Genomic DNA, 26018 nt, shown 5'->3' on the forward strand with positions numbered 1-26018 from the left:
AGCGATCTCGGGCACCCCCCTCGGTGCCCGTAAAGCCCGTTGTCAGGCCTGTTTAAAGAAGGTGTTCCAGCCGCCTTCGGGCGACTGACCGACCTCCAGCGTACGGAGCTTGTCGAGCACGTCCGGGTTCTGGACGTCGAGCCAGTCGACGAACTGCTTGAAGGAGACGAGCCGCACATCCGGCTTCCCCGCGATTTTCTTGAGCGCTTCCTCGACCGCGTCCATATAGATGCCGCCGTTCCACTCCTCGAAGTGGTTTCCGATGTAGAAGGGCGCGCGATTCGTGGTGTACGCACGGTCGAAACCGGCGAGATACGACCGGGTGGCCTGCTCGCGCCAGTCCGGATAACGCGAGGGCATGCCCTTGGTCGAATTCTGCGACTGGTTGGCGAGGATGTTGTAGTCCATCGAAAGGACTTCGAAGGTGTGCCCCGGGAACGGCATGGCCTGCAACGGCAGGTCCCAGACGCCCTGGCGCTTGCGGGGCCACACCTGGGTGCCGCCGGGCGAGCTGGCATCGTAGCGCCAGCCGAGCTTGCTCGCCGTGGGCAGCAGATTGTCCTGGCCGAGCAGACAGGGAGTCCGGCCGCCGACCAGTTCCTTGCGGTAGTCGAAAGGCAGCGGATCGAGGTCACTCCAGCCGGTGTTGGTGCGCCATTCGGTGACGAAGGAGACCGCCTGATCTATTTCGTCCTGCCACTGGGAGGACGACCAGTTCGCGACCGATCCGGAACCGGCGCAGAAATGCCCGTTGAAGTGGGTGCCGATCTCATGCCCGTCGAACCAGGCCTGACGGACGTTCTTCAGCGTCTCCTTGATGTGTTCATCGGTGAGATAACCGATGTCGGAAGCACCGACCGGGTTGTTGGGCGGCCGGTACATGGACTTCTTCGACTCGGGCAGCAGATAGAGGCCGGAGAGGAAGAAGGTCATCGACGCGTCGTGATCCTTGGCGAGTTCGAGAAAGCGCGGGAAGAGCCCGTTGCCGACCGAGCCCGCCCCGTCCCAGGAAAAGATCACGAACTGCGGTGGCGTCTGCCCGGGTTCGAGCGGAACCGGCGCGGAAGGCTGGTGCGGCTGCTTCCCGGTGTCCGCGGTGGAACCATCCCCGATCTCGCGAACGTCCTTCTTCGCGGGTCCGGTGTGCCCGCCGGCACCCTTCTCCCCCGTGGTCCCCGTATCCGCCCCCGACCGGACCGAACCGGAGGAGTTGCACCCCGCCAGACCGATGGCCGCCGCGGCCCCGAGCCCGGCTCCGAGCAAACCCCTTCGGCTGATGTCGCGCATGAGTTCCCCATCTGCGGTCGTTTTGCCTTATTTCCATACAAACTGGCAAAGGCTTAGATGAGAGAAGCAGCACGGGGGTTCCGCGATCTAGCACATTTTTCTGTGCGCGACCAGACCTTGGCCTTGGCCGAACGCGTGGCCGACCTGATTGGACGCAGCGGGAGCAGAGCTCAACCGCCGATGGAGTGATCAATCGCCGCCGGAGTCATCAGCCGCCGGCCGGGGATCAATCCCCGCCCCCGGAGCACCAGTCCCGTCGCGGGCACAAAATCACCGGCCTCGGGGCACCAATCCCGTCGCGGGCACAAAATCACCGGCCTCGGGCACCAGCCCCATCGCGGGCACAAAATCACCGGCCTCGGGCACCAGCCCCGTCGCAGGCACAAAATCACCGGCCTCGGGCACCAGCCCCGTCGCAGGCACAAAATCACCGGCCTCGGGGCACCAATCCCGTCGCGGCAGCAAAATCGCCGGACGGGCGGAAAAATCAAGCCCGTCCGGCGATTGAGGACAGAACGGCAACCGGACGACCGGGAAAACTGACGGACCGGGGCCGGGGCCAGGGCCGGGGCCCGGTCCCCGGGGGGGCACCCCACACCACCCCGACCCCGCCGGCCCCCAGGCCGGCTACGCGCCGAACGCCTTCGACTTACCCTTCACCGGCTTCGCGCCCGCCCGCAGATGCGCCGGCACCAGATCCCGCGCCGGCTCCGTGTACCCGACCGACACGATCTTGTCGCCCTGGTACGTGAAGCTGGTCAGCGACGCGAGCGTGCACTGCCGCTTGCGCGGGTCGTGCCACAGCCGCCTCCGCTCCACGAAGCTGCGCACGATCCAGATCGGCAGCTGATGGCTGACGCACACCGCCTCGTGCCCACGCGCCGCGTCACGCGCGGCGTCCAGGGCGCCCATCATCCGTACGACCTGCTCGATGTACGGCTCGCCCCACGACGGCCGGAACGGATTCGTCAGGTGCTTCCAGTTGTCCGGCTTGCGCAGCGCCCCGTCGCCGACCCCGAAGGTCTTGCCCTCGAAGACGTTGCCGGCCTCGATGAGCCGCTCGTCGGTGGCCAGGCCGAGGCCGTGCGTCTTGGCGATCGGCGTGGCCGTCTCCTGGGCGCGCTCCAGCGGGGAGGCGACGACATGGGTGATGTCGCGGCCTTCCAGGTGCTCGGCGACCCGGTCGGCCATCTGCCGGCCGAGCTCGGAGAGGTGGTAGCCGGGGCGGCGCCCGTAGAGCACGCCCTCCGGGTTGTGCACCTCACCGTGCCGCATCAGATGGACGACGGTGATGTCCTTGCGGCTTCCGTTCTCGCTCATGCGGTGGCCTCCGATGCGGCACGGGCAGCGGCGGGCAGGGCGGCGGCGATGCGCTCGACGGCCTGCGTGTCGTGGGCGGTGGAGACGAACCAGGACTCGAAGGCGGACGGCGGCAGGTAGACGCCCTGCGACAGCAGCGAGTGGAAGAAGGCGGTGAAGCGGAAAGCTTCCTGCTGCTTCGCGTCCTCGTAGTTCCTCACCGGCCGGTCGGTGAAGAAGACGGAGAACATGTTGCTCGCCGCCTGCACGGTGTGTGCCACACCTTCCTTGGTGAGCGCCTCGCCGACCAGGCCGCGGATCTCCGCGGAGACCGCGTCCACCTTCGCGTACGCGGCGTCGTCGAGCAGCCGCAGCTGGGCGAGACCGGCGGCGGTGGCGACCGGGTTACCGGAGAGGGTGCCCGCCTGGTAGACGGGACCGACCGGGGCGAGGTGCGCCATCACGTCTGCACGCCCGCCGAAGGCCGCGGCCGGGAAGCCACCGCCCATGACCTTGCCGAAGGTCATCAGGTCGGGCCGCACCCCGTCGATGCCGAACCAGCCGGCCTTCGAGGTACGGAATCCGGTCATGACCTCGTCGGAGATGTAGAGCGCACCGTTGGCGGCGCAGATCTCCTTGAGCCCGGCGTTGAAACCGTCCAGCGGCGGTACGACGCCCATGTTGCCCGGCGACGCCTCGGTGATCACACAGGCGATCTCACCGGGCTGCGCGGCGAACGCCTCCCGCACGGCGTCCAGGTCGTTGTACGGCAGCACGATCGTGTCGCCGGCCTGCGCACCGGTGACCCCCGGGGTGTCCGGAAGGCCGAAGGTCGCGACCCCGGACCCGGCGGCGGCGAGCAGCGCGTCGACGTGGCCGTGGTAGCAGCCGGCGAACTTCACCACCTTGGCGCGGCCGGTGAACCCGCGGGCGAGGCGGATCGCGGACATGGTCGCCTCGGTGCCGGACGACACGAGTCGCACCTGCTCCACGGGCTCGATCCGGGCCACGATCTCCTCGGCGAGCGCGACCTCGCCCTCACCGGGCGTACCGAACGAGGTGCCGCGGGCGACAGCCTCCTGGACTGCGGCGATGACCTCGGGGTGGGAATGGCCGAGGATCATCGGCCCCCACGAGCACACGAGGTCGACATACTCACGGCCATCGGCATCGGTGAGGTACGGACCGGTACCGGACACCATGAAGCGGGGCGTACCGCCCACGGCCCGGAAGGCACGGACGGGAGAGTTCACGCCGCCGGGCGTCACGAGGGACGCGCGGTCGAAAAGCGTCTGCGAAACTGGGGCGTCATAGGGAAAGCTCACACAAGCCATGGTGTCAGAGCCACAGACGGTCTTGCGGACAGGTGTTTCACCGCACGCCCGTGGGGGAGGTCACTGACACGATGATCGGGTTGCGCGGCGGGGGCTGTGTCTCCTAAGTAGTAGTCGGGTGGATGAGATATGCATCGCGGTGGCGGAGTGGGCGAAGGGACCGACGACCTGGGGCCCGAGCCTGCCCGGCGGGGTCGGCACCGGCGTGAGGCGGAACGCAAGCAGGGCATACAGGCCGGTGGTGCGCAGGGTGTCGGAGCCGGAAGCAGGAGTGGTGGCCGGGTGGGGGTGACCTACAAGTATTTCGGTGCCCCCGACGGGGCGACCGCGGCACGCGTGCCCATTTCGATGCGCCCCGAGGAGCTCGGCGGCGACGAACTGGGCATGGGCGGCATGTTCACCAAGATCAAGCCGGAGACGGTGGCGGCGATGGTCCTCACCGGCATCCAGGGCATACCCCTGCACAAGGTCCCCCCGCTGGAACTGGTCGTTCTGCACCCCGACTACGCGGTGGTCAAGCTCCCGATGACAGTCGTCGACCCGCTGCGCGGCGTCGGCGAGGAGACGGTGGGTGCCGCAGCCTTCATCTGGTCCACGGTCCCGGACCGCGGCGGCCCGCGCGACGCGTTCAACGTCTACCAACTGCTGCACGAGTGGCAGGATTTCAGCCATCGTCTGCATGACGCGGGACATCAGGCGTACTGCCTGGTGTGGCCCTGACCCGGGCTTCCATCCGGGACGCACGGCCCGCTGGACTGCGGATACACGTCCGACTCGGCGGCAGCAGATGCGAGTGCGTACGCGGAGTGAATCCGGGGTCGGCCGCAGGGTGTGGGTCAGCCGGCCCAGCGTCCGGAGAGGAACGTGACGGCGAAGACGGTCATCAGGGGTGCCGCGATGACGAGGCAGGCGGTCTGGACGCGGGGATTGCGCAGGCTCCAGGCGGCGAGGCCGGTCCACAGGGGCCACCACAGGAGGGTCGCGCGGGGGATGGACGTGTACCAGTAGGAAGTGCCCAGGGCCCACAGGCTCAGGCCGATGTACACGGCTTCCGGCCAGCGCCGCTGTCGGATCAGCAGGCCGCACAGGCCGATGCCGACCAGCATCGTGAGGAGTTCGGCCTGGCTCATCAGGGCGTACCCGGTGCTCTGGGAATGCCCGAAGGCGGCGTGCCAGGTGTTCTGCCAGGCTTCCCAGGGGGCGTGGAAGTCGCGGTACCAGCCGCGTTCCTCGGCGTGTTTCCAGGCCATCCAGTCGCCGGTGTGCGCGTGCAGGTACCAGCTGTAAAGAAATGGCGGGACGGCGGGCAGGGCCAGCCAGGGAAGAGCGCGCCAGTGGGCGGGGGTGCGGGCGGTGACCAGGAAGTGGACCGCGAGGGCCGCGGCGAGGAAGAGACCGCTGACACGGACGGTGGTGGCCAGGCACGTCAGGGCGGCCGCGAGCGGCCAGTTGAGGCGCTGGGCGGCCAGCCAGGCCGGCAGGGCCAGGGCGAGGAAGAGCGCTTCGGTGTAGCCGGCGGCCAGGAAGACGGCGCACGGGGAGAGCAGGAAGAACAGGACCGTGCGCTGCCCCGCGTTGTCCTGCGGCAGGTGCAGCCGGGCGATCCGGGCCAGGGCCAGTACGGCGACGCCTGCGGCAACGAGGGAGATCAGCGCACCGGCCGCGGGCCAGCTCGGGATGACGGTGTGGACGGCCCGCAGCACGAAGGGGAAGCCGGGGAAGAAGGCTTCCCTGTTGTCCCAGCCGGATATCCAGGGGCCGGACCGGCCCGGGAAGTAGCCGTCCTGGGCTATGTGCAGATAGTGCCACCAGTCCCACCGCTGCCACGGTGAGAGAAACGAGGCGGCATGGCGGGTCTGGCGGTCGTCGGGGAACAGCCAGCGGGTGCAGTAGGCGGTGATCCAGATGCCTGCCCGGGTCAGCAGGTACAGCCACAGCACCTCGCGGTCGGCGGGCTTGAGCCGCAGGAACAGCCGCCGGAGAGGCAGCCGCTGGAGGAACAGCCGGTCGAAGGATGTCGTGCTCGGTGACGGGGTATCGCGGGGCGGTCCGGGAGTGGTCCTGGTCCGGGCGGGCGGACGCACACGCTGCCGATGGGGGGACGAAAGGCTCACAACAGGATCTCCTGGGTCGGATTCGCGCGTGCCGAACGGCCCCGGGTAGGCGTCACCTGGGGCACGGGAGGCGGGAGGTCAGCGGGGCGGGTTGCTCTGCGAGGGAGCGGTCGATGCCCCCGATGCGCTCTGGCCGGGGGAGGGCATGCCCGTCGGCGGCGGGCTGGTGCGGGGTGAAGAGGGCAGGGAGGACACAGGAGAGGGCCGGGGGGTGGAGGGAGTGGTGGCCGGGACGGTGGTGCCCGTGCTGTCGGGCAGGAGTTCGGCCACGGCCGCGCCGGCGCCGGAGAAGACCAGGCAGGCTCCGACAGCCAGCGCAAGGATCCGGCGCCTGCGCATGCGCTCCGCGCGCTCGGTGATGAAGGAGAGCGGAGCGGAACGGGCGCGGGACTGGCCGGTGGCGGCGGCCTCCTTGAACAGGGACCGCAGCGGGTCTTGGGGTTCAGACACAGGGCCCCTCCTCGGAACGCGGATCCTGCAGACGGTGCGAGAGCGTGGCCCGGCCCCGGGACAGATGCGTCTTGACGGTGCTGGCCGCCAGACCGGTCTCCGCGGCGATCTGTTCGACGGTCAGATCGCATACGTAGTGCAAGGCCAGCGTGCGGCGCTGTTTGGACGGCAGATCCCGCAGCGCTTGTACCAAGGCCACCGACTCCGGGCCGGGCGCCTCCATATGGGGCGGGGCACCGCTGCGCTGCCAGGCATCCGCTGTGCGGCGCCGCCCGCGCCACCGGCTCACCGCAAGTCGCCAGGCGACCGTACGGATCCACGCCTCGGGCTGCCCGTCACGGTCGAGCTGACGCCGTCGGCTCCAGCCCTTGACGAAAGCCTCCTGCACCACGTCCTGCGCCTCGTGCTGGTCGCCGAGCATCACAAGCAACTGCCCCGTCAGCCGGGCGGCCGTCTGCGCATAGAACTCTTCGAACTCCTCGACGGTCAACAATCAGCTCCTGGATCTCCGCGGTCTCACCGGGCATACGCCCGGCGCCCCGCATCCGGACGACACCGCACCCAAAAAGATCAGCGTGACGGTCATCACACACCAAAGGGTCGCCGCAACACGTGAGTGTTGCGGCGACCCTTTGTGAGTCGGGCAAGTCCGGGGGCTTCCGCCTCGGCGTCGGTCCGCACGGCGGTGCCGGTGACGCCCCGATCGGCGCGGCCGGTCTTCGTCGGCGCCTCGACGAGGTGCCCGTGAGGGGTCAGGCAGCCGCGGAAGTGGCCTGCGAGGTCACCTGGCGGATGACCTCGGTGAGCGCGGTGACGACCTCGGCGTCGTCGGCGGGGTGGGTGTCGGCGAAGCGCGTCACGGAGCCGGGGATGGACAGCTTGACGTCCTCCAGGACCACACCGCCCGCGATGCCGGCGGACTTGCGGACGTCGTCCTGCGCCCATACGCCGCCGTACTGGCCGAAGGCGGTACCGACCACGGCGACCGGCTTGCCGGAGATGGCGCCGGCACCGTACGGGCGGGACAGCCAGTCGATGACGTTCTTCAGGACGGCCGGCATGGTGCCGTTGTACTCGGGCGAGAACAGCAGGAACGCGTCGGCCCGACCGGCCGCCTCGCGCAGCCGGGCGGCAGCGGCCGGGACGCTTCCCTCGACGTCGACGTCCTCGTTGTAGAAGGGCACGTCGGCCAGGCCCTCGTACAGCTCGATGTCGACGCCCGCGGGGGCGTGCTTGGCGGCGGCTTCGGCGAGCTGACGGTTGTGCGAGCCGGCGCGGAGGCTGCCGACGAGCGCGAGGATGCGTACAGACATGGAGAACTCCCGGAGGGCGGAATCTACGGAACAAGCGGACCGTGGTCCGCGGTCCATTGAAAGTTGTACCACTTAAGCGGACTAGGGTCCACTTATTCCTTCCGGGCGCTACTCTGAGTCCATGACCGGTCCCGTTTCCCCGCCGCCCAGGCCGCCCGACCCCGGCGAGGCGCGCAGAAGTCTCCCGCTCGCCCCGACCGGTGGACCGCCGCAGCTACGGGCGGACGCGGCGCGCAATCGCACGCGCCTGCTGGACGCCGCTTCCCGGCTCCTGACCGGGTGCGGAGCGGCGAACCTGACCATGGAATCGGTGGCCGCCGCCGCAGGGGTGGGCAAAGGCACCGTCTTCCGGCGCTTCGGCGACCGAGCCGGACTCCTGCTCGCGCTCCTGGACCACCGGGAGGAGCAGCTCCAGGCCGCCTTCCTCTCGGGCCCGCCGCCCCTGGGCCCCGGCGCCCCCGCGGCGGAGCGGCTGCACGCCTTCGGGCCCGCCGTCCTGCGCCACGAACGCGATCACCACCCCCTGATCCTGGCCAGCCGGACCGACCCGCTGCGCAACTACACCGTCCCGGCCCGCCATCTGCGGCTCAGCCACATCACGATGCTGCTGCGTCGGGCGAACGTGGCCGGCGACCCGGAACTGCTCGCACACACCCTGCTCGGATCCATCGACACCGCCCTCGTCCACCACCTCACCGAGGAGCGCGGCATCCCGCTGGAGCGCCTGGAGGAAGGCTGGCACCACCTGGTCACGCGACTCGGGGCGACTCGTTAGTCGCCGGGCACCGCGAGGGCGCGCGTCAAGCCCGTCGGCGGCCGAAGCCGGGGGTGTGCCACTCCTGCCCGTCGGGTGTGATGGCCAGCGCCTCGTACCCGTCCAGCGATTCGAGCCAGGCGGGTGCCACCGCGCCCATGGCGAACGCGGCGGTGGCGTAGGCGTCCGTCATGGTCAGCCGGGGGCCCGTCAGGGTGAGAGAGGCCAGGGCACGGGCCGGCTCTCCGGTGTGCGGGTCGAGGATGTGGGCTCCGCGTTCGGCGGTTCCCGAGGTGGCGACGGCCAGATCATGTCCGGTCACCACGGCGGCCAGTTCTCCGGGGCGCAGCGGGTGGGCGATGCCGATGCGCCAGGGGGTGCCCGGGGATGCTTCGCCGCGCATTTGGAGATCGCCTCCGGCGTTGACGCACGTGTTCCGTGCGCCCGCCTCGTACAGGACGTGTGAAGCGGCTTCGGCCGCCCAGCCCTTGACCAGGCCCGAGGGGTCGAGGGTGCCGCCCGGGCTGGTGCTGAACCAGCCATCGCTGGTCCGGGTCGCTTCCGCGCAGAGCGCGAGGACGTCCTGGACCTCGGCCGGGCAGGCGTCGAGTCCGGACTCGCCCCGGCCGAGCCTGCTGATGACGCTGTCGGGACGGTAGGTCGAGAACACCTCGTCGACGTGGTGCAGCCCGCGCACGGCCTCGTCGAGGGCGCGGCGGATCGCCGCGGTGGGGCGTTGGCGGATGTCGAAGGAGAAGACGGTGCCCATCACATGCTCGGCATGGCGCAGGCCGCGTTCGGTGTCACGCACCGGACTTGTCCAGTGCGCTCTGGAGCGACTGCATGTATCCCTGGCTGGTGTAGCTGGCCCCGGACACGGAGTCGATGTGCGCGCTCTGGGCTCCGAGAGCCTCCTGGGTCAGGCGGGGCAGGGCGTAGGCGGCGAGCTGCTGGTCCCGGCCGTTCTCGTTCGGTGCCTGGAGTACGCGTACGGCGGTGAGCTCTCCCCGTACGAGGGTGGCGGCCACCTGCACCGTCCCGTACTGGGTGTCGACGGGATCGCCGGTGAAGGTGCCGGATGCGGTGTGGGTGCCCGGTGGCGCGCTCGCCGAGGTGTGCGGGGACGTCGTGCCGGCGGGCCGGGGTGAACCTTCGGCCGTGCCGGGCATCTGGTGGGGTTTGAACGACAGCAGCACCACGATCAGCCCGCTGGTACCGACGGTGATGAGGACGGCTCGACGCACGGTGGTTCTCCTCCGGGTGCTCATCAGAACGCGAATGACTCGTGGTGGATCCGGCTTCGCGGTACCCCGGCGCCGCGCAGCGCGCGTATCGCTGAATCGGTCATGCCGGGCGGACCGCAGAGGTAGACGTCGTGCTCGGCCAGGTCCGGGACGAGCCCGCTCAGAGCGTGCGGGGTCAGCAGGGGGACCGGCGGGGCGGCATCCGGAGCGGGGGATGGGCCCGGGTGAGGAGCGGACGGCGCGGGGTGGTCGTCGACGACGTAGTGGACGCGCGTCGTGGGGCGGGCGGCGGCGATCGCGTCGAGCTCCGCGCGCAGGGCGAGGTCCTCGGTCCGCCGGGCCCGGTAGATGAGCGTCACCTGTCCGGGCAACGTCTCGAACAGCGCCCGCAGTGGAGTGATGCCGACGCCACCGGCGAGCAGCAGAACCTTGGGGGCGGTGCGGCGTTCCGCGGTGAAGCCGCCGTACGGACCCTCGGCCCAGACCCGGGTGCCGGGGGCGAGGTGGGCGAGGGCCTTGCTGTGGGATCCGTCGGCCTTCACGGTGATCCGCAGATGGCGGGGGTGCGGCGCTGCGGACAGCGAGTAGGGGTTGGCGGTCCACCACAGTCCGCGAGTGAGGAAGCGCCAGCGGAAGAACTGGCCCGGCCGAGCTCCTAGTTCGTCCAGGTAGTGGCCTGTGAGATGGACCGAGACGACACCGGGGGCCTCGGCGCGGACGGCGGACACCGTCAGCCGGTGACGCAGTCCACGGCGTACGGGGACGGCGAACCGGTACCACGCGATGAGGGCGGCGACACCCAGGTAGAGGGCGTACCAGGCGAGCTGCGCGGGGCGGTTGGCGACGAAGTCCGCTCCGTTGGACAGCTGGTGGCCGAAGGCGAGGAAGACGGCCAGATAAGTGGCGAAATGCAGGTAGTGCCAGGTCTCGTAACTCATTTTGCGGCGGGCGGACCGCGCCGAGACGATTCCCGTGATGACAAGGAGCAGAAAGCCCGCTGTTCCCTTGAGGAGGTCCGGATAGTGCAGGACCAGGAGCGTAGTCTGGTCCACCACGTTCGTCCGGGAGGCGACGGCGTATCCCCAGATGATGAGCAGGGTGTGGGCGAGGACCAACGAGATGGTGCAGCGCCCGCCCATCGCGTGCCAGCGGGCCAGCCGGTCGGTTCCGATGCTGTGGTCCAGCAGCGGGACACGCGCCATGAGGGCCAGCAGGACGGCGCACGCGTACCCGGCCAGGAGGCCGGTGATGCGCCCCGCGCCGGTCAGCCATCCGGCCGGGCCGACGACGGCGGTGGTGTCGCTCCACCACAGGGCCAGGACGGCCGCGGCACCCGTCCAGATCAGTCCGGGGACGAGAATCGGGATGATGTTTCGCGGTGGCCGCCGGTGGCTCAGGCCGCGGCTCGCGTACCTGGTGGTCAGGGGTGTGCCGGCCATGACGCTCCTCGGGAAGATCCGCTTGTGCGGTGGACTTCGCCAGATTTGCAGCGCATCCTCTGCGTACCTTCTGAACCGAACGCCCGCCCGCCCTGTCCGGCCGGTTACCAGCAGGAATTCAGAGGGAACTCAGAGGATTCGGGCGGGCAGCCGCGCCCCGGGCCGGGGGATGCTGGACAGACCATGAGCAACCACCGCACGCAGCCGTCCCTGCGCCGGCCCGACGGGGAACCGGTGCGGGTCCTCGTCGTCGATGACGAACCGGACCTGACCGAGGTGCTGGCCGGAGCGCTGACCGGCGAGGGCTGGCAGGTCCGTACGGCCGCGGACGGTGCCTCCGCCGTCGCCGAGGCCCGTGTCTTCCGGCCGGACGCCGTCGTACTGGACCGGATGCTGCCCGACATGGACGGCCTGCGGGTGCTGCGGGAGTTGCGCCGTGAGGCCCGGGACGTCTGCGTGCTGTTCCTGACCGCCCGCGACGCGGTGGAGGACCGTATCGCCGGCATCACGGCAGGCGGCGACGACTACGTGACCAAGCCGTTCAGCCTGGAAGAAGTGCTGGCCCGGCTGCGCGGGCTGCTGCGCCGGGCCGGAACGGCGAGCGGACCGGGCGGGAACGGGCTGACCGTGGGCGAGCTCACCATGGATGAGGAGGCCAGGGAGGTCAGACGCGGGGGCGACATCGTCGAGCTGTCCCGTACCGAATTCGAGCTCCTGCGGTTTCTGATGCGCAACCCGCGCCGGGTGCTGTCCAAGGAGCAGATCCTCGACCGGGTCTGGGCCTACGACTTCGGCGGCCGTGCCCACGTCGTCGAGCTCTACATCAGCTATCTGCGCAAGAAGATCGACGCCGGCCGCGCCCCCATGATCCATACGGTGCGGGGTGTGGGATACGTCCTGAAGCCGGGCCTCTCGTGAGGCGGCCCGTGCCGCACACCTTGCGGGGACAGCTCACCGCCGGGCTGGTCCTGCTGCTCGCCGTCGCCTGTCTCGCCGTCGGCATCACGACCGCCCTGGCGCTCGAAGGCTTCCTGGTACGCCGCCTGGACCAGCAGCTCACCGCGTCCGGCGGCCGGTTCGCGGCCAGTCTGGAGCACGAGGCCAGGCCGGACGCCGACAACCGCCCCGACACCCGCGGACAGTCGGAGCACACGTTCGGCGCCCGGCTGCTGAACGGGACGGTCACCCAGGCGGCCGTGGTCGACGAGGCAGCCGACCGCCCTGTGCCGCTGACGGCCGGGGACAGGCGCACCCTGGCCGCCGTCCCGGTCGACGCGGACGGCCACAGCATCCGCCTCTCCGCACTCGGGGCCTACCGGGTCACCGCAGTGACCGGTGACGATCGCGACGTCCTGATCACCGGACTGCCGCTGCACCCCGTGGAAGAGACCGTGCACCGGCTCGAAGTCGTCGAGGCGATGGTGTTCGGCACCGCTCTGCTGGCCACCGGCGTCACAGGAGCCCTGTGGGTACGGATCTCGCTGCGGCCCCTGCACCGGGTCACCGCGCAGGCCGCGAACGTGGCCCGGCTGCCGCTCGCCAGTGGCGAGGTCGCCATGCCCAGGCCGCTGCCCGTCACCGATCCGCGCACCGAGGTCGGGCAGGTCGCCACCGCTCTCAACCGCATGCTCGGACATGTCGGAGACGCGCTCACCCGACGCCAGACGAGCGAGGAACGACTGCGGCACTTCGCCGCGGATGCCAGCCACGAACTGCGCACCCCCGTCGCCAATATCCGCGGCCACGCCGAACTCGCCCTGCGCCACCACGGCCCCGTACCCGCCGAGGTCGTGCGCGCCCTGGAGCGGATCGAGGCGGAATCCCGGCGGATGAGCGGCCTCGTGGACGACCTGCTGCTCCTCGCCCGGCTCGACGCCGGGCGGCCCCTGGACCACGAACCCGTCGACCTGACCCTGCTCGTCCTCGACGCGACGGAGGACGCCCGGGCCGCGGGCCCCGCCCACCGCTGGCTGCTCGACCTCCCCGAAGAGCCCGTGACCGTCACCGGTGACGCACACCGCCTCCACCAGGCGATCGGCAACCTGCTCACCAATGCCCGCACCCACACTCCCGACGGCACCGAGGTGACCGTAGGGCTCCGCGCCGAGGACACCGTCGCCCGTCTGACCGTGACCGACAACGGGCCGGGCATTCCCGAGGAACTCCGGCCCGAGATCTTCGGCCGCTTCGTCCGCGCGGATCACAGCCGCTCCCGGAAAACCGGCAGTACCGGCCTCGGCCTGTCGATCGTCCACGCCGTGGTCACCGCGCACGGCGGCACCATCGAGGTCGACAGCCGTCCCGGGCACACATCCTTCGAGATGACACTCCCCCACTGACCACGGGACGGTGGCGCCGAGGAGTGTGTTCAGGGCCGGCCGTTCACCCCGCCGGCCACCGGCGCCCAGCCCCCTCGATGCCAGGAACGCCGCCATCGTCCCTCCGCGACCTGCCGTCGACGTGGCGCAGGTAGTCGTCGACGGCGTCGAACGGCCGCTGCCCTTCACCGGCCGGCAGGAAGGCGTCGAACGCCTTCTTCCAGGCTGCGGCGTGGCTCCGGGCGGAGCCGGTGATCACTCCGTCGGTATCGAAGACCACGGCCCGCACGGAGCGGAGGCACGGTGCCGGGGACACTGCGGCTGCCATGACCGCGGCGGTCCCTTCGTCAGGGGCTCTTCTTCATGGCACCACGGTTGCGGTGTACGGGCGCGTCGTGGACTCCGTACGGCATCGCGGCCGAGCGTCCCCCCGGAACCGCGCATATCGTTCACAACAGGCAGTCGTGGCCGGGTTCGGGCACGCGCGGCCGCCGCAGCCCTCCGGTGACCCGCGGCGGAGCGGCTGCACGGAACGCGGACGGGGCTGCCGCAGCTGTACGGTCCCCGGGCCGAGGCTCCTGAGGCCTGAAGAACGGTCCGGGGCGTCGGACCCGTCCGGAGCATGGGAGGGGAGGGACGAGAGACCCGTACCACCCGGCCCACATCTGTTCCATGCTGAAGAGACCATCGACCGTTCCCGATCTCCGGGAGTTCCGATGCCCAGCCAGACACTCGACGACGCAACGCTGACCGGCCTCGTCGCCGATGCCACCACCGCCCCGTCCATGCACAACGCCCAGCCCTGGCAGTTCCGCTACACACGCGCCGGCCGGACCCTCACTCTCGTGGCGGACCTCGACCGCGCGATGCCGGAGGCCGACCCCGCCACCCGTGCACTGCACGTGGGCTGCGGCGCGGCACTGCTGAACCTGCGGGTGTCCGCCGCCCACCACGGCCTGGACGCGGCCACCGCACTGCTGCCCGAACCGTCGGCCCCGGCCGTACTGGCCACCGTCCGCCTCGGTATCCGCCCCGCCGACGCCCCGCGGAAGCCCGAGAATGAAGCGCTCGCCGCTCTCCACCCTGCGATCCGCGACCGGCACACCAGTCGCTATCCGTTCGACGAGCAGGCGATCCCCGAGGACATCTGCGCACAGTTCGCCGACGCGGCCCGTATCGAGGGCGCGGACTTCTCGTTCCTGGTCCCGCCGCATCTGCAGACCGTGCTCGAACTGATCCGGGACGCCGAGGGATACGACCGCGGGGACCCGGCACGGGTGGCGGAGCAGGAATACTGGACCCGGGACACGAAGACCGAGGCACCCGTCGACGGAATCCCGGACTACGCCTTCGGCCCCCGCGACGCCTCCGAACGAGCGACCACCCGCGACTTCGCGGGAACCGGTGTGATCCCGGGCCGGGCACGTGTCCCGTTCGAGAAGCAGCCGCAACTGGCCCTGCTGAGCACCCCGGGCGACCACCCGATGGACTGGCTGAGCGCAGGTCAGGCGCTGGAGCGCGTACTGCTCACCGCCACGCTCCACAATGTGTCCACCTCGTTCGCGACGCAGCCCATCGAATGGCCGGACCTGCGATGGCTCCTGCGCGACCCGGTCTTCGGCGCGGGGCACGCACAGATGATCGTCCGCCTGGGATACGGGCCCACGGGACCACGCACGCCACGTCGCCCCTTGGACCAGGTGCTGACGATCGAACCGTAGAAACACCCAGGAAGGCGGTGGGAGCGATGCAGCTCCCCGTAGTCGTCGGAGTGGACGGATCAGAGGGCAGTCTCCGTGCCCTGGACTGGGCAGCGGCGGAAGCGGCACGCGCACGGCTCCCCCTGCGCGTCGTCCACGCGTCGCTGTGGGAGCGCTACGAAGGCACGCACCCCGCCTCCGACACCGAGCGTCCCACCGACGAGATCCTCGCCGAGCATCTCGTCGCCGTGGCTCAGGAACGCGCGCAACGGCTCGGCCCCGAGGTGCGCGTGGTGGCCTCCGTGCAGCCCGAGGACCCGGTGGCCGCACTCGTCAGGGAGAGCCACGAGGCAGCCCTTGTCGTCCTCGGCTCCCGCGGCCGGGGCCGGATCGCCGGGATGCTCCTGGGGTCCATCAGCCTCGCGCTCGCCGGCCGCTCCCACTGCCCTGTCGTGGTGGTCCAGGCAACGGCGCCGAGCACCCCGCCGGAATCCGGACGCATCGTCGTCGGGATCGGCGACGCCGCAGGCCCCTCGGCAGCCGCCGCTTTCGCACTCGGCCAGGCGGCATCGCGCCACGGCGAGCTGATCGCCGTACGAGCCTGGCGCAGACCCGCCCACGAGGCCCTGAGCCATCCGCTCCTCTCGGGTTCCCCGGCTTCCGCACACCACCAACAGGCCGAGGAACACCTCGACGAGGTACTGGCGGTGCTGGACCGGACCGGTTCCTCCGACGCCACCATCCACAGGTCGGTGATGCAGGGACCGGCGCACCAGGAACTGATCGAAGCCGCCGCAGGTGCGGAACTGCTGGTCGTCGGCGCCCGGCGGACCGACGGATGGCACGGATTCCATCTGGGTCCGGTGAATCACGCGATGCTGCACTACGCGCCCTGCCCGGTCGCCGTCGTCCCTGATACGTACCTTCCGTCCCGAGCCTGAGACGTACAGCGCGAGCGACTGTCGGTCCCCGGTCGTACGGTTCTCCTCGTACCGATGCACTCATGTACGAGGGGGAGGGCCACCCATGGCCAACGCTGCCGCCGCACGTCTTGTCGCCACGCTCGCCGCACCGCTGGACTGCAAGCAGGACGCGGCGGACGCCCCGCACCTCCTGCGGTGGCCCGCACAGCAGGAGGACATACGGCCCGCGTCCGGCGACGGACAGCCCGCCCCCGGCCGGCGCCTGCTTCTCCAGCGCAGCGACACCGAGTTGGTCGCCGTCGACCCGGACACCGAGGACGCCCCGGCGATCCGTTTCCCCGCCCCCTGGCCCCGCCGCTTCGGCACCTGCACGGTGGCGCCGAGCGGTGATCTCGCGGTCTTCGCCGGGGTGCACGCGCTGCGCGCGGTGGACCCGACGGGCGCAGTGCGCTGGGAGGTCCGGCACGGCTGCTGGGACGGCAGCTGCCGCACCCTCCACACCACGCACGAGGAGTACGCGACCGGCCGTTCGCATCTGTACGCGGACAGCGGCTCGGCCGTGTTCTCGGCGGACGGGACACTCGTGTGGGCCCACATCCGCGGCCCCGTCGCGGCGGCCGGACCCGACCCGGAGGCGCTGGACGAGTGGCTGGTCATCGACGCCGCCGACGGGCGGGTGCTCGGCCGGGCGGACGCGGAGACCGTGGCCGCGGGCTCGGATCACGTCCCGCACCCGGACCCCTCCCGGATGGGACTGAGTGTCGGCGAGGGCCAGGACGGGGTGCCGATGCTGTGGGGCCGGTGGGACGGCGAGAAGCTCTCCGTCGAGCGGTTCTGCGACGACGAGCGGGTCCTGATGGCGGTGAGCCCTTCGGGCGAGCGCTTCCTGACGGTGACTCATTACGAGGAGACGCTCGGCGTGCACCGGATCGACGACGGTTCCGTGCTGTGCGAACTCGACACCGAGAACACCATTGCCCGCCACCCCGAGGCCGGTCCCGACGACGAGGACGCCGACGAGTCGCTCTGGGACTACGAGTGCGGCTTCCTCGACGAGGAGACCGTCATCGCCGGTACGTCGGAGAGGGACGAGGAGTACGGCGAGCAGCGCCACTGGCTGGTGAGCACGGACGCGGCGCAGATGCGGGTGACCGCGCAGATCGTGTACCCCTTCCCGATATCCGGCGGAGTCACGGCCCTCGGTGACGGCACCTGGTACACAGTGTCGGAGTCGGGCGACGCCGTGCATGTGTGGAGCCGGTAGTCCGGGCCGGCCGGGGGCGCCTGCCCCGGGCCCCCGACCCCGCGCCGTCCCTCAATCACCCGCATTCGGCCATTCATTGGCCGAAGAATGATCTTCAGTTGACCTGCCGATCCTGCCGATGCAGGAGTCATCTACGTTGTTCTGCGTCGTGAGGAGGCCTGCCATGGGCGACACTCTGCTGGCCCTGTCCATCCCCGTGCTGGTCTTCGCCGGCGGCATCTACGCGGCGTGCGAGAGCTGGTGGCGGCGTCGGCACCCCGCGCCGCCGTCCCCGTACACCCATCAGGCGGCGCGGCTGGCCGAGCGCGCGATGCTGGTGGACGCCGAGGACATCGTCGACGGCGCGTACACGAGGCTCGGTGGCCTCTACGACGGTCCGGGTGTACCGGACACGCACCCTCCGGCCCCCGGCGTCACGCGCCGGGAGGCCGCCGGCCCGGATCCCGGCCGGTCAGCGCCGGCACCTGCTCGAAGGGGCTAGCCCCGTCCGACTGTCAGTGCCGCGTCCTACAGTTTTGGCATGGAACGCGCCGCTTCATCATCCGTACGGATCGAGCCCTGGTCGGACGCCGACCTGGAGCTGCTCCGCCGCGCCAACGCACCGGAGCTGATGGACCATCTGGGCGGACCCGAGACGGAGGAGCAGCTCATCACGCGTCACGAGCGCTACGTGGCGATGAGCGCGGACCGGACGGGCGCAGGCAGGATGTTCCGCATCACCCTGGCCGACGGGGACGAGGCCGTGGGCACGATCGGCTTCTGGGAGCGGACCTGGCAGGGCCGGGAGGTGTACGAGACGGGGTGGTCCGTCCTCCCCGGATACCAGGGCCTGGGCATCGCGACGGCCGCCACGACGGCCGTCGCCGAACAGGCCCGCACCGAGCACAAGCACCGCTTTCTGCACGCCTATCCGTCCGTCGACAACGGCGCGTCGAACGCGGTGTGCCGCAAGGCGGGCTTCACCCTGGTCGGCGAGTGCGACTTCGAGTACCCGCCCGGCCATGCGCTGCTGACGAACAACTGGCAGCTGGACCTCGCCCCGGACGCCTCTGACGCCCCAAACGCCCCTGACGCCCCTGACGCGGGACGCTGAAACTCGGCCCGCGCTCCGGCCCGGACCCGGGGCCACACCCAGGCCCTTGAGCTCAGTCCAGATCAAGGGCCTTGTCGAAGTTGAACGCGCCGATGCTCAGCCGTTCCCGCAGATAGAAGCGGTGGGCGTCGGTGCGCTGCGTGCCCGAGTCCAGGTTGAGGTGCAGACAGCCGGCCTCCCTGGCCCGCCCTTCGAGATGCCTGAGGAGCCGACGGCCGACACCGGTGGAACGGGCACCTTCGGCGGTGACCAGGTCGTCGACGTACAGCATCCGGATCCGGCTGGTGTTGTCGACGATGCGCCAGCCGGCCGCACCCACGCAGGCACCCTCGTCGTCGTAGGCGGCGCTGAACCGAAGCCCCTGTGCGTGCCCCTTCTCGTACACCTCCCGGAAGAGGTCCTCGGTGAGGTGCGGGCGGAGTTCGCGCAGGACGGGAAGCAGGTCGGCGGCCAGTCGGGCATCGCCGGGTTCGAGGTCGAGGATCTTCATGCGGGAACTGTAGGTGCCGGGACCGCCCGGGCCCATCCGGTTCCGCCCGGTTCCGCCCGGGTCTTGCGCGGGCACCCCACCCATCGATCTAATGGTCAGTAACGTATAAACCATTAGATTGATTTCGCCGACCTACGGAGGACGACCCGATGCTGCTGGCACACATCAGCGATCTGCATCTCGACGGCACCGACCGGGCCACGGACCGGGCCACCCGAGTGGTGACGTACCTCAACTCCCTGACCCGGCAGCCGGATGCGGTCCTGGTCACCGGCGACATCGCGGACCACGGCGCTCCCGAGGAGTACGCGGAGGCGGCCCGGCTGCTGGCCGGACTCACCGCGCCCGCTCTCCCGTGTCCGGGCAACCACGACGACCGGAGCGCCTACCGCAAGGTCCTGCTGGCAGGCGAACCGGACGACGGGGCGCGCCCGGCCGCCCCCGTCAACCGGCTGCACCACGTGGCCGGTTACGCCCTGCTGCTCTGCGACTCGACCATCCCCGGCGAGGATGCGGGCCGATTCGACGACGAGACCCTGGACTGGCTGGCCCGCACACTCGACGACCTGGGCGACACCCCGGCGATCCCCGCGTTCCACCACCCCCCGGCCGCCGTTCACCACCCGTATCTGGACTCGACGAACCTGACCAACGCGGCCCGGTTCGCCGAACTCCTCGCCGAGCGCCCCATCGACAACGTCCCGGCGATCCTGACCGGACACGCGCACACCGCGATGGCGGCGACCTTCGCCGGACGCCCCCTGCTCGTGGCGCCCGGAGTCGTGTCGACGCTGCGCCTGCCCTGGGAGAGCGGCGAGAGGCTGACCGACCTGGTGGCGCCGCCCGGGGTCGCCTTCCACGTCCTGGACGAGGGCGACCAGGGCGCGGGCGGGCGCATCACCACGCACTACCGCGTCGTGCCGTAGCCACGGGCCCGCGCACCCCGGACGACGAGCCCCGGACCACGGGCCCGCCCGAAAACGTTTGACGGGCGGGCCCTCCTCCAGGATATTTATCTGCGTCGCGCAGCTTATGTGCATCACAGATAAAAATTCAGAGCAGATCAACGCCAGAGGAGACCCCCACCCCATGCTCACTCTCGTCACCGGATGCCGCGGCCGTATCGGCTCCACGCTCGTCTCGCTTCTGCACCGGGACGGCCACGCCGTACGTGCCGCCTCGCGCAACCCCGAGACACTCACCGCCCTGCCCGCCGGCGTACCGATCGTGGCCTGCGATCTCGGCGATCCCACCACCTTCGCGACCGCTCTCGACGGGGTCGACTCCGTCTTCCTCTACGCCGAGGCGTCCGGCATCGACGCCTTCCTCTCCGCGGCCGAGACCGCCGGGGTCGGCCACATCGTGCTGCTGTCCTCCAGTTCGGTCCTCGGCCCGGACGCCCACGACAACCCGATCGCCGCCTCCCACCACGCGGTGGAGCAGGCCCTTACGGCCTCGCCCCTCACCACGACGCTGCTCCGCCCCGGCGCCTTCGCGAGCAATGCGTACCAGTGGGCGGATTCGGTACGGGCCCACGGCTCCGTCGGCCTTCCCTACCCCCGCAGCCACACCAGCCCGATCCATGCGACGGACGTCGCCGAGGCCGCCCTCGCCGTTCTCACCGACCCTCGGCTGCAGGGCGCGGCGTACCACCTGACCGGCCCCGAATCGCTCACCGCCGCCGAACAGGTCGGCCTGCTGGCGGCGGCGTCCGGGCGCCCCATCACCGTCAACACCGTGACCGAGGAGGCATGGAAGGAGTCCATGGCCCCCTTCGTTCCCGAGCCGATCGCCGACGCGCTGCTCGCCTACTCGGCCGCCACGGACGGCTCACCGGCCGAGGTGACCGGCGATACGGAGAAGCTGACCGGCCACCCCGCCCGCACCTTCGCCGCCTGGGCCGAGGAACACGCGGCCGCCTTCCGCCCCTGAGCCGGCACCCCGGCACCTTGGCGTCCCGGCACCCGGCGCCCCGGCGCCGAAACCCCTGGCTGACGTACCCCGCGCGATGACATCCTGACGAGGTGAACGGACCGGAGATCCACCTCGAAGTCGACCCCGAACTGCGGCTCTTCGTCGCTCATGAACGCCGCCGGGGACGCTCGGCCGTGACCACCGACGGCTCCTCCACCCTCGGCCATGTCGTGGAGTCGCTCGGCATCCCGCTCACCGAGGCCGGGCAGCTCCTGGTCGACGGCCGCCCCGTACCCGTCTCGCACATCCCGGGGGCGGGCGAGCTGGTCCGGGTACGCGCCGTGGAACGCCCCCAGCGCGTCCCGGGCGCACCCCTGCGGTTCCTGCTCGACGTCCACCTCGGCACGCTCGCCCGGCGGCTTCGGCTGCTGGGTGTCGATGCGGCGTACGAGAGCGAGGACATCGGCGATGCCGCGCTGGCCACCCGGTCGGCGGTCGAGCACCGCGTACTGCTCTCCCGGGACCGCGGGCTGCTGCACCGGCGGGAGATCTGGGCCGGGGCGTACGTCTACAGCGACCGGCCGGAGGACCAACTGCGTGACGTGCTGGAGCGGTTCACCCCGCACCTGGCCCCCTGGACCAGATGCACCGCCTGCAACGGCCCGCTGAAGGCGGCCGACAAGGACTCCGTCAGCGACCACCTGGAGCACGGCACCCGGCGCTCGTACGACGTCTTCGCGCAGTGCACGGAGTGCGACCGCGTCTACTGGCGGGGCGCCCACCACACCCACCTGGACGCGATCGTCACGAAGGCGCTCCACGACTTCGCGCCCACTCCCCCGGACGACACCGAGGAGAACGACCACGACCGGGCGCCGTCAAACCCGTCCGGGGCCTCCGGCGCCTCCGGGGCCGGAGACTGACGGGCCACCCTCCCGCAACGCCGTGACCTGCAGTGCGCTCAGCTCAACCGTCCGCCGCATATGGGCAATGAGCAGAGCCACTTCGTCATCGTCGTACGCCTCGAACATCGCCGCCCACGCCCCGTTCAGCCACTCCCACACCGCACCGATCTCCGCCATCCGCTCCGGGACAGTCGTGACGAGCACCCGCCGCCGGTCGGCCGTGTCACGCTCGCGCGTCACATAGCCGCCCCGCTCCAGCCGGTCGACCAGCCGGGTCGCCGACCCCGTGGTGAGCCCGGTCAGCTCCGCGATGCGGCCCGTGGTGACCGGCACCGTCTCCAGACTGAGCAGATTGAGGCACTGCAGATCGGTCGGGTGGAGCCGCAGATGGTCCGCGACGGCCTGGTTGAAGAGGGCGTACGCGGCCATGTAGCGGCGCGACTCGACGGTCAGCTCGGCCATCAGTGCACTGCGGCGGACCTGGGACTTCTGCGGCATGCAGAGAGTGTACGAAGCAGATATCACCCTCGCGGCCTCGCTACGGCCGCTCGGCGGTCAGATAGCGCTGAACGGTGGGTGCGAGCCGGGCGATCACCTCCTCGCGCGGCATCGAGGCGGCGGGCGCGATCCGCAGGACGTAGCGCGCGAGCGCCATCCCCAGGATCTGCGAGGTGACGAGGGCCGCACGGCGCGGGGCGTCGGCCGGGTCGGGGCAGACGCCGGCCGCTATCGGACACGACGCCGCCACTCCGGTATCACCGACCCCGTTGGTGCACGCCCACCGGAGGGGCGACCGCACCACCACCCTGCTCGTCCGCCCCGACAGCTACATCGCCTGGGCGAGCGACCACGCCGACCCGGCGGCCCTGCAGGCCGCACTCACCCGATGAACACGCGCCCCACGCCTACCGCCCCGCATCGCCGGCCGGGGGTCAGAAGGCGTACCGGCCGGGGGGCAGGGGGCGTGGTCAGAACACGTACTCATCCCCGGTGGCCGGAGCCAGCACCTCGTGGTCGTTGTTCTTCGGGTTCCGGTCGGTCGCTCCGCCGTTCCACAGCGTGTCGATCCGCACGACGACCTCGTCCGGCCGCCCCGCAAGCTGCAGCTCAAGGGCGAGCTGCTGCCCCTCCGCCGCGTCCGCGCGCAGCGCACCCGTCCGGCACAGTACGGTCAGCCGGTCGGCCTGCAGACAGCCCTGCGGAAGCTCCTGCCGCCCGGAGAGCCGCACCGACGTGCGCACCCGCATAGTCACACCGGCCAGGTTCGACGGGCCGTGGTTCTGGCTCTGCACCCAGACCCCGAGCCCCGTACCCCACAGCGAGACATGCCCGTGGTGCGACACATCCGCCTCGGACGCAATGCCCCCGGCCACCGCCTCCGGCGCACCGCCCCGGACCACGGGGGTACCGACAGCCGCGGTCGCCGCCGCAGCCGCGCCGCCCATCCCCAGCACCACAGCCGCAGCCGCAGCCGTCGCGGCGAACACCACGGGCGCAGCTCCACGTGTCACTACCATGCCCCGAAGATACAGATCACCCCGAATCGCCCATATCTACCCACCGGTTCGGCGCGCCCTCCCCTCGTCGTCCCCAGACATCCCCGACGCCCGCTCCCCGCCCCATGACACGCTGCTTCCATGGTCGTCGCCCGCTCTGTCGCTCTGTTCGTCATCGCCGCACTCTTCGAGATCGGCGGCGCCTGGCTCGTCTGGCAGGGCGTGCGCGAGCACCGGGGCTGGATCTGGATCGGCGCGGGCGTCATCGCGCTGGGTGCCTACGGCTTCGTCGCCACGCTCCAGCCGGACGGCGAGTTCGGCCGCATCCTCGCCGCGTACGGCGGTGTCTTCGTCGCGGGCTCAATCGCCTGGGGCATGGTCGCCGACGGCTACCGTCCCGACCGCTGGGACGTGATCGGCGCGCTGATCTGCCTGGGTGGCATGGCCGTGATCATGTATGCCCCCCGCGACCACTGACCGCGCGCCTGCCTATCCTGGCCCCGTACCGATCAGCTGCCCGAGGAGTCCGTCATGGCCGCCATCCCGATCGCCGTCATCACCGGAGCGAGCAGCGGCATCGGCGCCGCGACCGCCCGACAGCTGGCCGCCGCCGGCTACCGCGTAGTCCTGACCGCCCGCCGCAAGGACCGCATCGAGGCGCTCGCCGCCGAGATCAACGAGGCGGGCCACCAGGCAACGGCCTACGCCCTGGATGTCACCGACCGCAATGCGGTGGACGAGTTCGCCACGGCGTTCCGTAGCCTCGCCGTCCTCGTCAACAACGCGGGCGGCGCACTCGGCGCCGACCCCGTCGCCACCGGCGACCCCGCCGACTGGCGCCAGATGTACGAGACGAACGTCATCGGCACGCTCAACGTCACCCAGGCCCTGCTCCCCGCCCTCACCGAAAGCGGCGACGGCACGGTCGTGATCCTCTCCTCCACCGCGGGCCTCGCCACCTACGAGGGCGGCGGCGGCTATGTGGCCGCCAAGCACGGCGAGCACATCCTGGCCGAGACCCTCCGCCTGGAGATCGTCGGCACCCCGGTCCGCGTCATCGAGGTCGCCCCCGGCATGGTCAAGACGGAGGAGTTCGCCACGACCCGCTTCCGCGGCGACACCGAGAAGGCGGCAAAGGTGTACGCGGGCGTCGAGGCCCCCCTCACCGCCGACGACGTGGCCGACACCATCACCTGGGCCGTCACCCGCCCCAGCCACGTCAACATCGACCTCCTGGTGGTCCGCCCCCGCGCCCAGGCATCCAACGCCAAGGTCCACCGCACCGCCTGACCGCGGCGAAGACCCGAAAGGGCCCCGGAGACCGAAAGGACCCCGGAGACCGGAAGAGCCCCGGACACACCACCCGCGTCCGGGGCTCTTCGGTTCAGAGGTCCTTCCGCCCGGAGGCCCTCCGTTCAGCAGCGCGCAAAAGGCCTCAGCCCTTCACGCACACAACCTGCTTGAGCTTGGCGACGACCTCCACCAGGTCCCGCTGCTGCTCGATGACCTGCTCGATCGGCTTGTACGCGGCCGGAATCTCATCCACGACGCCGGAGTCCTTACGGCACTCCACGCCCCGCGTCTGATCCTCCAGGTCCCGCGTCGAGAAGCGCCGCTTCGCAGCGTTCCGGCTCATCTTCCGGCCGGCGCCGTGCGAGGCCGAGTTGAAGGACTTCTCGTTTCCGAGACCCTTCACGATGTACGAGCCGGTGCCCATCGAACCCGGGATGATCCCGAAGTCCCCGGAACCCGCACGGATCGCGCCCTTCCGCGTGACCAGCAGGTCCATGCCCTCGTACCGCTCCTCCGCCACATAGTTGTGGTGGCAGGAGATGACCGGCTCGAAGGTGACCTTGGCCTTCTTGAACTCCTTGCGGACCACGTTCTGGAAGAGCGCCATCATGATGGCGCGGTTGTGCTTCGCGTACTCCTGCGCCCAGAACAGGTCGTTCCGGTACGCCGCCATCTGCGGGGTGTCGGCGATGAACACGGCAAGGTCGCGGTCGATCAGGTCCTGGTTGTGCGGCAGCTTCTGCGCCTGCCCGATGTGGAAGTCGGCCAGCTCCTTGCCGATGTTCCGCGATCCGGAGTGCAGCATCAGCCAGACCGAACCCGACTCATCGAGGCAGAACTCGATGAAATGATTACCCGATCCGAGCGTTCCCATCTGCTTCGTGGCACGTTCCTGACGGAATTTGACCGCATCGGCCACCCCGTCGAACCGCCCCCAGAAGTCGTCCCATCCCTTGGCCGAGATGCCGTACAGCCGGTCCGGGTCCACGGCCTCGTCATGCATGCCGCGGCCCACCGGAATGGCCTGCTCGATCTTCGACCGCAACCGGGACAGATCGCCCGGCAGGTCATTGGCCGTCAGAGACGTCTTCACTGCGGACATTCCGCAGCCGATGTCCACGCCGACCGCCGCCGGACAGACCGCACCGTGCATCGCGATCACCGAACCGACCGTCGCCCCCTTGCCGAAGTGGACGTCCGGCATGACGGCGAGACCCTTGATCCAGGGCAGGGTGGCCACGTTGCGCAGCTGCTGCATCGCGACGTCCTCGACCGAGGCCGGGTCGGCCCACATGCGGATGGGAACCTTCGCGCCCGACACCTCTACATACGACATAATTCCTCGATTCCCCCGAAAAGCCTGAAAGCGCAAAACCGGTGCCAAGGTC

Annotated in this window: 29 protein-coding genes and 2 pseudogenes; 15 read left to right on the forward strand and 16 right to left on the reverse strand. The window is 70.5% G+C overall.

What is annotated here, in order from left to right:
* Nucleotides 1-42: 42 nt before the first annotated feature.
* The 3 genes from ACGFU7_RS29470 to hemL form a co-directional block, all read right to left on the reverse strand.
* On the reverse strand, nt 43-1287 hold the full coding sequence (locus ACGFU7_RS29470) for a hypothetical protein (protein ID WP_393699689.1): 1245 nt from the start codon (nt 1285-1287) through the stop codon (nt 43-45).
* 627 nt (nt 1288-1914) lie between these two features.
* Nucleotides 1915-2607 (reverse strand): histidine phosphatase family protein, encoded by a 693-nt coding sequence (locus ACGFU7_RS29475; RefSeq protein WP_393699691.1) that lies wholly within the window; start codon nt 2605-2607, stop codon nt 1915-1917.
* Nucleotides 2604-3920, reverse strand: a complete 1317-nt coding sequence (hemL, locus tag ACGFU7_RS29480) for a glutamate-1-semialdehyde 2,1-aminomutase (protein WP_393699693.1) — start codon at nt 3918-3920, stop codon at nt 2604-2606. The genes ACGFU7_RS29475 and hemL overlap by 4 nt, the downstream gene beginning before the upstream one ends.
* A 129-nt stretch (nt 3921-4049) precedes the next feature.
* Here hemL and ACGFU7_RS29485 point away from each other — a divergent pair, with 129 nt between their 5' ends.
* Complete coding sequence (locus ACGFU7_RS29485; RefSeq protein ID WP_383960350.1) at nt 4050-4640, forward strand: hypothetical protein; 591 nt, start codon at nt 4050-4052, stop codon at nt 4638-4640.
* 116 nt (nt 4641-4756) lie between these two features.
* Here ACGFU7_RS29485 and ACGFU7_RS29490 read toward each other — a convergent pair whose 3' ends face one another.
* From ACGFU7_RS29490 to ACGFU7_RS29505, 4 genes are all read right to left on the reverse strand, one after another.
* Complete coding sequence (locus ACGFU7_RS29490) at nt 4757-6034, reverse strand: mannosyltransferase family protein (protein WP_393699695.1); 1278 nt, start codon at nt 6032-6034, stop codon at nt 4757-4759.
* A 78-nt stretch (nt 6035-6112) separates the two neighbouring features.
* Nucleotides 6113-6484 carry a hypothetical protein gene (locus ACGFU7_RS29495; protein ID WP_393699697.1) on the reverse strand — a complete coding sequence of 124 codons (372 nt, stop codon included), beginning with the start codon at nt 6482-6484 and terminating at the stop codon, nt 6113-6115.
* Nucleotides 6477-6974 (reverse strand): SigE family RNA polymerase sigma factor, encoded by a 498-nt coding sequence (locus tag ACGFU7_RS29500; RefSeq protein ID WP_393699698.1) that lies wholly within the window; start codon nt 6972-6974, stop codon nt 6477-6479. The genes ACGFU7_RS29495 and ACGFU7_RS29500 overlap by 8 nt, the downstream gene beginning before the upstream one ends.
* Before the next feature lie 262 nt (nt 6975-7236).
* Nucleotides 7237-7797, reverse strand: coding sequence for an NAD(P)H-dependent oxidoreductase (locus ACGFU7_RS29505; protein WP_393699700.1), 561 nt, complete (start codon nt 7795-7797; stop codon nt 7237-7239).
* A gap of 121 nt (nt 7798-7918) precedes the next feature.
* Here ACGFU7_RS29505 and ACGFU7_RS29510 point away from each other — a divergent pair, with 121 nt between their 5' ends.
* Nucleotides 7919-8572 (forward strand): TetR/AcrR family transcriptional regulator, encoded by a 654-nt coding sequence (locus ACGFU7_RS29510; RefSeq protein ID WP_393699702.1) that lies wholly within the window; start codon nt 7919-7921, stop codon nt 8570-8572.
* A gap of 25 nt (nt 8573-8597) precedes the next feature.
* On the opposite strand, the gene ACGFU7_RS29515 is transcribed toward ACGFU7_RS29510, so the two are convergent.
* Genes ACGFU7_RS29515 through ACGFU7_RS29525 form a run of 3 tightly spaced genes read right to left on the reverse strand, consistent with a single transcriptional unit; the run spans nt 8598 to nt 11234 of the window.
* Nucleotides 8598-9320, reverse strand: a complete 723-nt coding sequence (locus ACGFU7_RS29515) for an FAD:protein FMN transferase (protein WP_393699798.1) — start codon at nt 9318-9320, stop codon at nt 8598-8600.
* Between the two features lie 34 nt (nt 9321-9354).
* Complete coding sequence (locus tag ACGFU7_RS29520) at nt 9355-9795, reverse strand: FMN-binding protein (RefSeq protein ID WP_393699704.1); 441 nt, start codon at nt 9793-9795, stop codon at nt 9355-9357.
* A gap of 23 nt (nt 9796-9818) precedes the next feature.
* Nucleotides 9819-11234, reverse strand: coding sequence for a ferric reductase-like transmembrane domain-containing protein (locus ACGFU7_RS29525; RefSeq protein ID WP_393699706.1), 1416 nt, complete (start codon nt 11232-11234; stop codon nt 9819-9821).
* Nucleotides 11235-11417: 183 nt separating this feature from the next.
* Here ACGFU7_RS29525 and ACGFU7_RS29530 point away from each other — a divergent pair, with 183 nt between their 5' ends.
* Nucleotides 11418-12152: a response regulator transcription factor gene (locus ACGFU7_RS29530; protein ID WP_393699707.1), complete on the forward strand. Its 735-nt coding sequence runs from the start codon at nt 11418-11420 to the stop codon at nt 12150-12152.
* Nucleotides 12149-13573, forward strand: a complete 1425-nt coding sequence (locus ACGFU7_RS29535; RefSeq protein WP_393699709.1) for a sensor histidine kinase — start codon at nt 12149-12151, stop codon at nt 13571-13573. The genes ACGFU7_RS29530 and ACGFU7_RS29535 overlap by 4 nt, the downstream gene beginning before the upstream one ends.
* A gap of 66 nt (nt 13574-13639) precedes the next feature.
* Here the strand turns inward: ACGFU7_RS29535 and ACGFU7_RS29540 are convergent.
* Nucleotides 13640-13880, reverse strand: a pseudogene (locus ACGFU7_RS29540) (hydrolase); the annotation flags it as partial.
* A 388-nt stretch (nt 13881-14268) separates the two neighbouring features.
* Here ACGFU7_RS29540 and ACGFU7_RS29545 point away from each other — a divergent pair.
* The 5 genes from ACGFU7_RS29545 (at nt 14269) to ACGFU7_RS29565 (ending at nt 18532) form a co-directional block, all read left to right on the forward strand.
* Complete coding sequence (locus ACGFU7_RS29545) at nt 14269-15273, forward strand: Acg family FMN-binding oxidoreductase (RefSeq protein WP_393699710.1); 1005 nt, start codon at nt 14269-14271, stop codon at nt 15271-15273.
* Between the two features lie 26 nt (nt 15274-15299).
* Nucleotides 15300-16193 carry a universal stress protein gene (locus ACGFU7_RS29550; protein WP_393699712.1) on the forward strand — a complete coding sequence of 298 codons (894 nt, stop codon included), beginning with the start codon at nt 15300-15302 and terminating at the stop codon, nt 16191-16193.
* Nucleotides 16194-16278: 85 nt separating this feature from the next.
* The gene (locus tag ACGFU7_RS29555; protein ID WP_393699714.1) at nt 16279-17439 is read left to right on the forward strand and encodes a hypothetical protein; all 1161 of its coding nucleotides are present in this window, start codon (nt 16279-16281) and stop codon (nt 17437-17439) included.
* Nucleotides 17440-17602: 163 nt separating this feature from the next.
* Nucleotides 17603-17920, forward strand: a complete 318-nt coding sequence (locus tag ACGFU7_RS29560) for a hypothetical protein (protein ID WP_393699715.1) — start codon at nt 17603-17605, stop codon at nt 17918-17920.
* 39 nt (nt 17921-17959) lie between these two features.
* On the forward strand, nt 17960-18532 hold the full coding sequence (locus tag ACGFU7_RS29565) for a GNAT family N-acetyltransferase (RefSeq protein ID WP_393699717.1): 573 nt from the start codon (nt 17960-17962) through the stop codon (nt 18530-18532).
* A gap of 52 nt (nt 18533-18584) precedes the next feature.
* Here the strand turns inward: ACGFU7_RS29565 and ACGFU7_RS29570 are convergent, their stop codons facing one another.
* The gene (locus tag ACGFU7_RS29570; protein ID WP_393699719.1) at nt 18585-19022 is read right to left on the reverse strand and encodes a GNAT family N-acetyltransferase; all 438 of its coding nucleotides are present in this window, start codon (nt 19020-19022) and stop codon (nt 18585-18587) included.
* A 149-nt stretch (nt 19023-19171) separates the two neighbouring features.
* Here ACGFU7_RS29570 and ACGFU7_RS29575 point away from each other — a divergent pair, with 149 nt between their 5' ends.
* From ACGFU7_RS29575 to ACGFU7_RS29585, 3 genes are all read left to right on the forward strand, one after another.
* Entirely contained in the window at nt 19172-19948 is a 777-nt protein-coding gene (locus ACGFU7_RS29575) for a phosphodiesterase (protein ID WP_393699720.1), read from the forward strand.
* A gap of 163 nt (nt 19949-20111) precedes the next feature.
* Nucleotides 20112-20954: an NAD(P)H-binding protein gene (locus tag ACGFU7_RS29580; protein ID WP_393699722.1), complete on the forward strand. Its 843-nt coding sequence runs from the start codon at nt 20112-20114 to the stop codon at nt 20952-20954.
* 92 nt (nt 20955-21046) lie between these two features.
* The gene (locus ACGFU7_RS29585; RefSeq protein ID WP_393699723.1) at nt 21047-21859 is read left to right on the forward strand and encodes a Mut7-C RNAse domain-containing protein; all 813 of its coding nucleotides are present in this window, start codon (nt 21047-21049) and stop codon (nt 21857-21859) included.
* Here the strand turns inward: ACGFU7_RS29585 and ACGFU7_RS29590 are convergent.
* A complete protein-coding gene (locus tag ACGFU7_RS29590) occupies nt 21815-22339 on the reverse strand; it encodes a MarR family winged helix-turn-helix transcriptional regulator (protein WP_393699725.1) in 525 nt (174 codons plus the stop codon). The two genes, ACGFU7_RS29585 and ACGFU7_RS29590, sit on opposite strands and share 45 nt — an antisense overlap.
* 40 nt (nt 22340-22379) lie before the next feature.
* A pseudogene (locus tag ACGFU7_RS29595) lies at nt 22380-22574 on the reverse strand (TetR/AcrR family transcriptional regulator); the annotation flags it as partial.
* Between the two features lie 37 nt (nt 22575-22611).
* On the opposite strand from ACGFU7_RS29595, the gene ACGFU7_RS29600 reads away from it, so the two are divergent.
* Nucleotides 22612-22731 carry a hypothetical protein gene (locus ACGFU7_RS29600; RefSeq protein ID WP_393699799.1) on the forward strand — a complete coding sequence of 40 codons (120 nt, stop codon included), beginning with the start codon at nt 22612-22614 and terminating at the stop codon, nt 22729-22731.
* A gap of 78 nt (nt 22732-22809) precedes the next feature.
* Here the strand turns inward: ACGFU7_RS29600 and ACGFU7_RS29605 are convergent, their stop codons facing one another.
* Nucleotides 22810-23358 carry a hypothetical protein gene (locus ACGFU7_RS29605; RefSeq protein ID WP_393699726.1) on the reverse strand — a complete coding sequence of 183 codons (549 nt, stop codon included), beginning with the start codon at nt 23356-23358 and terminating at the stop codon, nt 22810-22812.
* Between the two features lie 120 nt (nt 23359-23478).
* On the opposite strand from ACGFU7_RS29605, the gene ACGFU7_RS29610 reads away from it, so the two are divergent.
* Both ACGFU7_RS29610 and ACGFU7_RS29615 read left to right on the forward strand, forming a co-directional pair.
* Entirely contained in the window at nt 23479-23814 is a 336-nt protein-coding gene (locus ACGFU7_RS29610; RefSeq protein ID WP_393699728.1) for a YnfA family protein, read from the forward strand.
* A 54-nt stretch (nt 23815-23868) separates the two neighbouring features.
* Nucleotides 23869-24627 (forward strand): SDR family NAD(P)-dependent oxidoreductase, encoded by a 759-nt coding sequence (locus ACGFU7_RS29615; protein WP_393699729.1) that lies wholly within the window; start codon nt 23869-23871, stop codon nt 24625-24627.
* Nucleotides 24628-24772: 145 nt separating this feature from the next.
* Here the strand turns inward: ACGFU7_RS29615 and ACGFU7_RS29620 are convergent, their stop codons facing one another.
* Complete coding sequence (locus tag ACGFU7_RS29620; protein WP_393699731.1) at nt 24773-25966, reverse strand: RtcB family protein; 1194 nt, start codon at nt 25964-25966, stop codon at nt 24773-24775.
* Nucleotides 25967-26018 lie beyond the last annotated feature (52 nt).

Origin of the sequence: Streptomyces sp. NPDC048473 (genome assembly GCF_043200155.1) — a bacterium.
GTDB lineage: Bacteria > Actinomycetota > Actinomycetes > Streptomycetales > Streptomycetaceae > Streptomyces.

What these genes read in the sequence shown, in the direction of transcription:
- ACGFU7_RS29515 (WP_393699798.1), bottom strand. Translation starts at nt 9,320, where the DNA reads ATGGGCACCGTCTTCTCCTTCGACATCCGCCAACGCCCCACCGCGGCG.
- ACGFU7_RS29570 (WP_393699719.1), bottom strand. Translation starts at nt 19,022, where the DNA reads ATGAAGATCCTCGACCTCGAACCCGGCGATGCCCGACTGGCCGCCGAC.
- ACGFU7_RS29545 (WP_393699710.1), top strand. Translation starts at nt 14,269, where the DNA reads ATGCCCAGCCAGACACTCGACGACGCAACGCTGACCGGCCTCGTCGCC.
- hemL (WP_393699693.1), bottom strand. Translation starts at nt 3,920, where the DNA reads ATGGCTTGTGTGAGCTTTCCCTATGACGCCCCAGTTTCGCAGACGCTT.
- ACGFU7_RS29510 (WP_393699702.1), top strand. Translation starts at nt 7,919, where the DNA reads ATGACCGGTCCCGTTTCCCCGCCGCCCAGGCCGCCCGACCCCGGCGAG.
- ACGFU7_RS29475 (WP_393699691.1), bottom strand. Translation starts at nt 2,607, where the DNA reads ATGAGCGAGAACGGAAGCCGCAAGGACATCACCGTCGTCCATCTGATG.
- ACGFU7_RS29525 (WP_393699706.1), bottom strand. Translation starts at nt 11,234, where the DNA reads ATGGCCGGCACACCCCTGACCACCAGGTACGCGAGCCGCGGCCTGAGC.
- ACGFU7_RS29530 (WP_393699707.1), top strand. Translation starts at nt 11,418, where the DNA reads ATGAGCAACCACCGCACGCAGCCGTCCCTGCGCCGGCCCGACGGGGAA.
- ACGFU7_RS29555 (WP_393699714.1), top strand. Translation starts at nt 16,279, where the DNA reads ATGGCCAACGCTGCCGCCGCACGTCTTGTCGCCACGCTCGCCGCACCG.
- ACGFU7_RS29615 (WP_393699729.1), top strand. Translation starts at nt 23,869, where the DNA reads ATGGCCGCCATCCCGATCGCCGTCATCACCGGAGCGAGCAGCGGCATC.
- ACGFU7_RS29590 (WP_393699725.1), bottom strand. Translation starts at nt 22,339, where the DNA reads ATGCCGCAGAAGTCCCAGGTCCGCCGCAGTGCACTGATGGCCGAGCTG.
- ACGFU7_RS29470 (WP_393699689.1), bottom strand. Translation starts at nt 1,287, where the DNA reads ATGCGCGACATCAGCCGAAGGGGTTTGCTCGGAGCCGGGCTCGGGGCC.
- ACGFU7_RS29575 (WP_393699720.1), top strand. Translation starts at nt 19,172, where the DNA reads ATGCTGCTGGCACACATCAGCGATCTGCATCTCGACGGCACCGACCGG.
- ACGFU7_RS29605 (WP_393699726.1), bottom strand. Translation starts at nt 23,358, where the DNA reads ATGGTAGTGACACGTGGAGCTGCGCCCGTGGTGTTCGCCGCGACGGCT.
- ACGFU7_RS29550 (WP_393699712.1), top strand. Translation starts at nt 15,300, where the DNA reads ATGCAGCTCCCCGTAGTCGTCGGAGTGGACGGATCAGAGGGCAGTCTC.
- ACGFU7_RS29485 (WP_383960350.1), top strand. Translation starts at nt 4,050, where the DNA reads ATGCATCGCGGTGGCGGAGTGGGCGAAGGGACCGACGACCTGGGGCCC.
- ACGFU7_RS29580 (WP_393699722.1), top strand. Translation starts at nt 20,112, where the DNA reads ATGCTCACTCTCGTCACCGGATGCCGCGGCCGTATCGGCTCCACGCTC.
- ACGFU7_RS29620 (WP_393699731.1), bottom strand. Translation starts at nt 25,966, where the DNA reads ATGTCGTATGTAGAGGTGTCGGGCGCGAAGGTTCCCATCCGCATGTGG.
- ACGFU7_RS29565 (WP_393699717.1), top strand. Translation starts at nt 17,960, where the DNA reads ATGGAACGCGCCGCTTCATCATCCGTACGGATCGAGCCCTGGTCGGAC.
- ACGFU7_RS29610 (WP_393699728.1), top strand. Translation starts at nt 23,479, where the DNA reads ATGGTCGTCGCCCGCTCTGTCGCTCTGTTCGTCATCGCCGCACTCTTC.
- ACGFU7_RS29560 (WP_393699715.1), top strand. Translation starts at nt 17,603, where the DNA reads ATGGGCGACACTCTGCTGGCCCTGTCCATCCCCGTGCTGGTCTTCGCC.
- ACGFU7_RS29505 (WP_393699700.1), bottom strand. Translation starts at nt 7,797, where the DNA reads ATGTCTGTACGCATCCTCGCGCTCGTCGGCAGCCTCCGCGCCGGCTCG.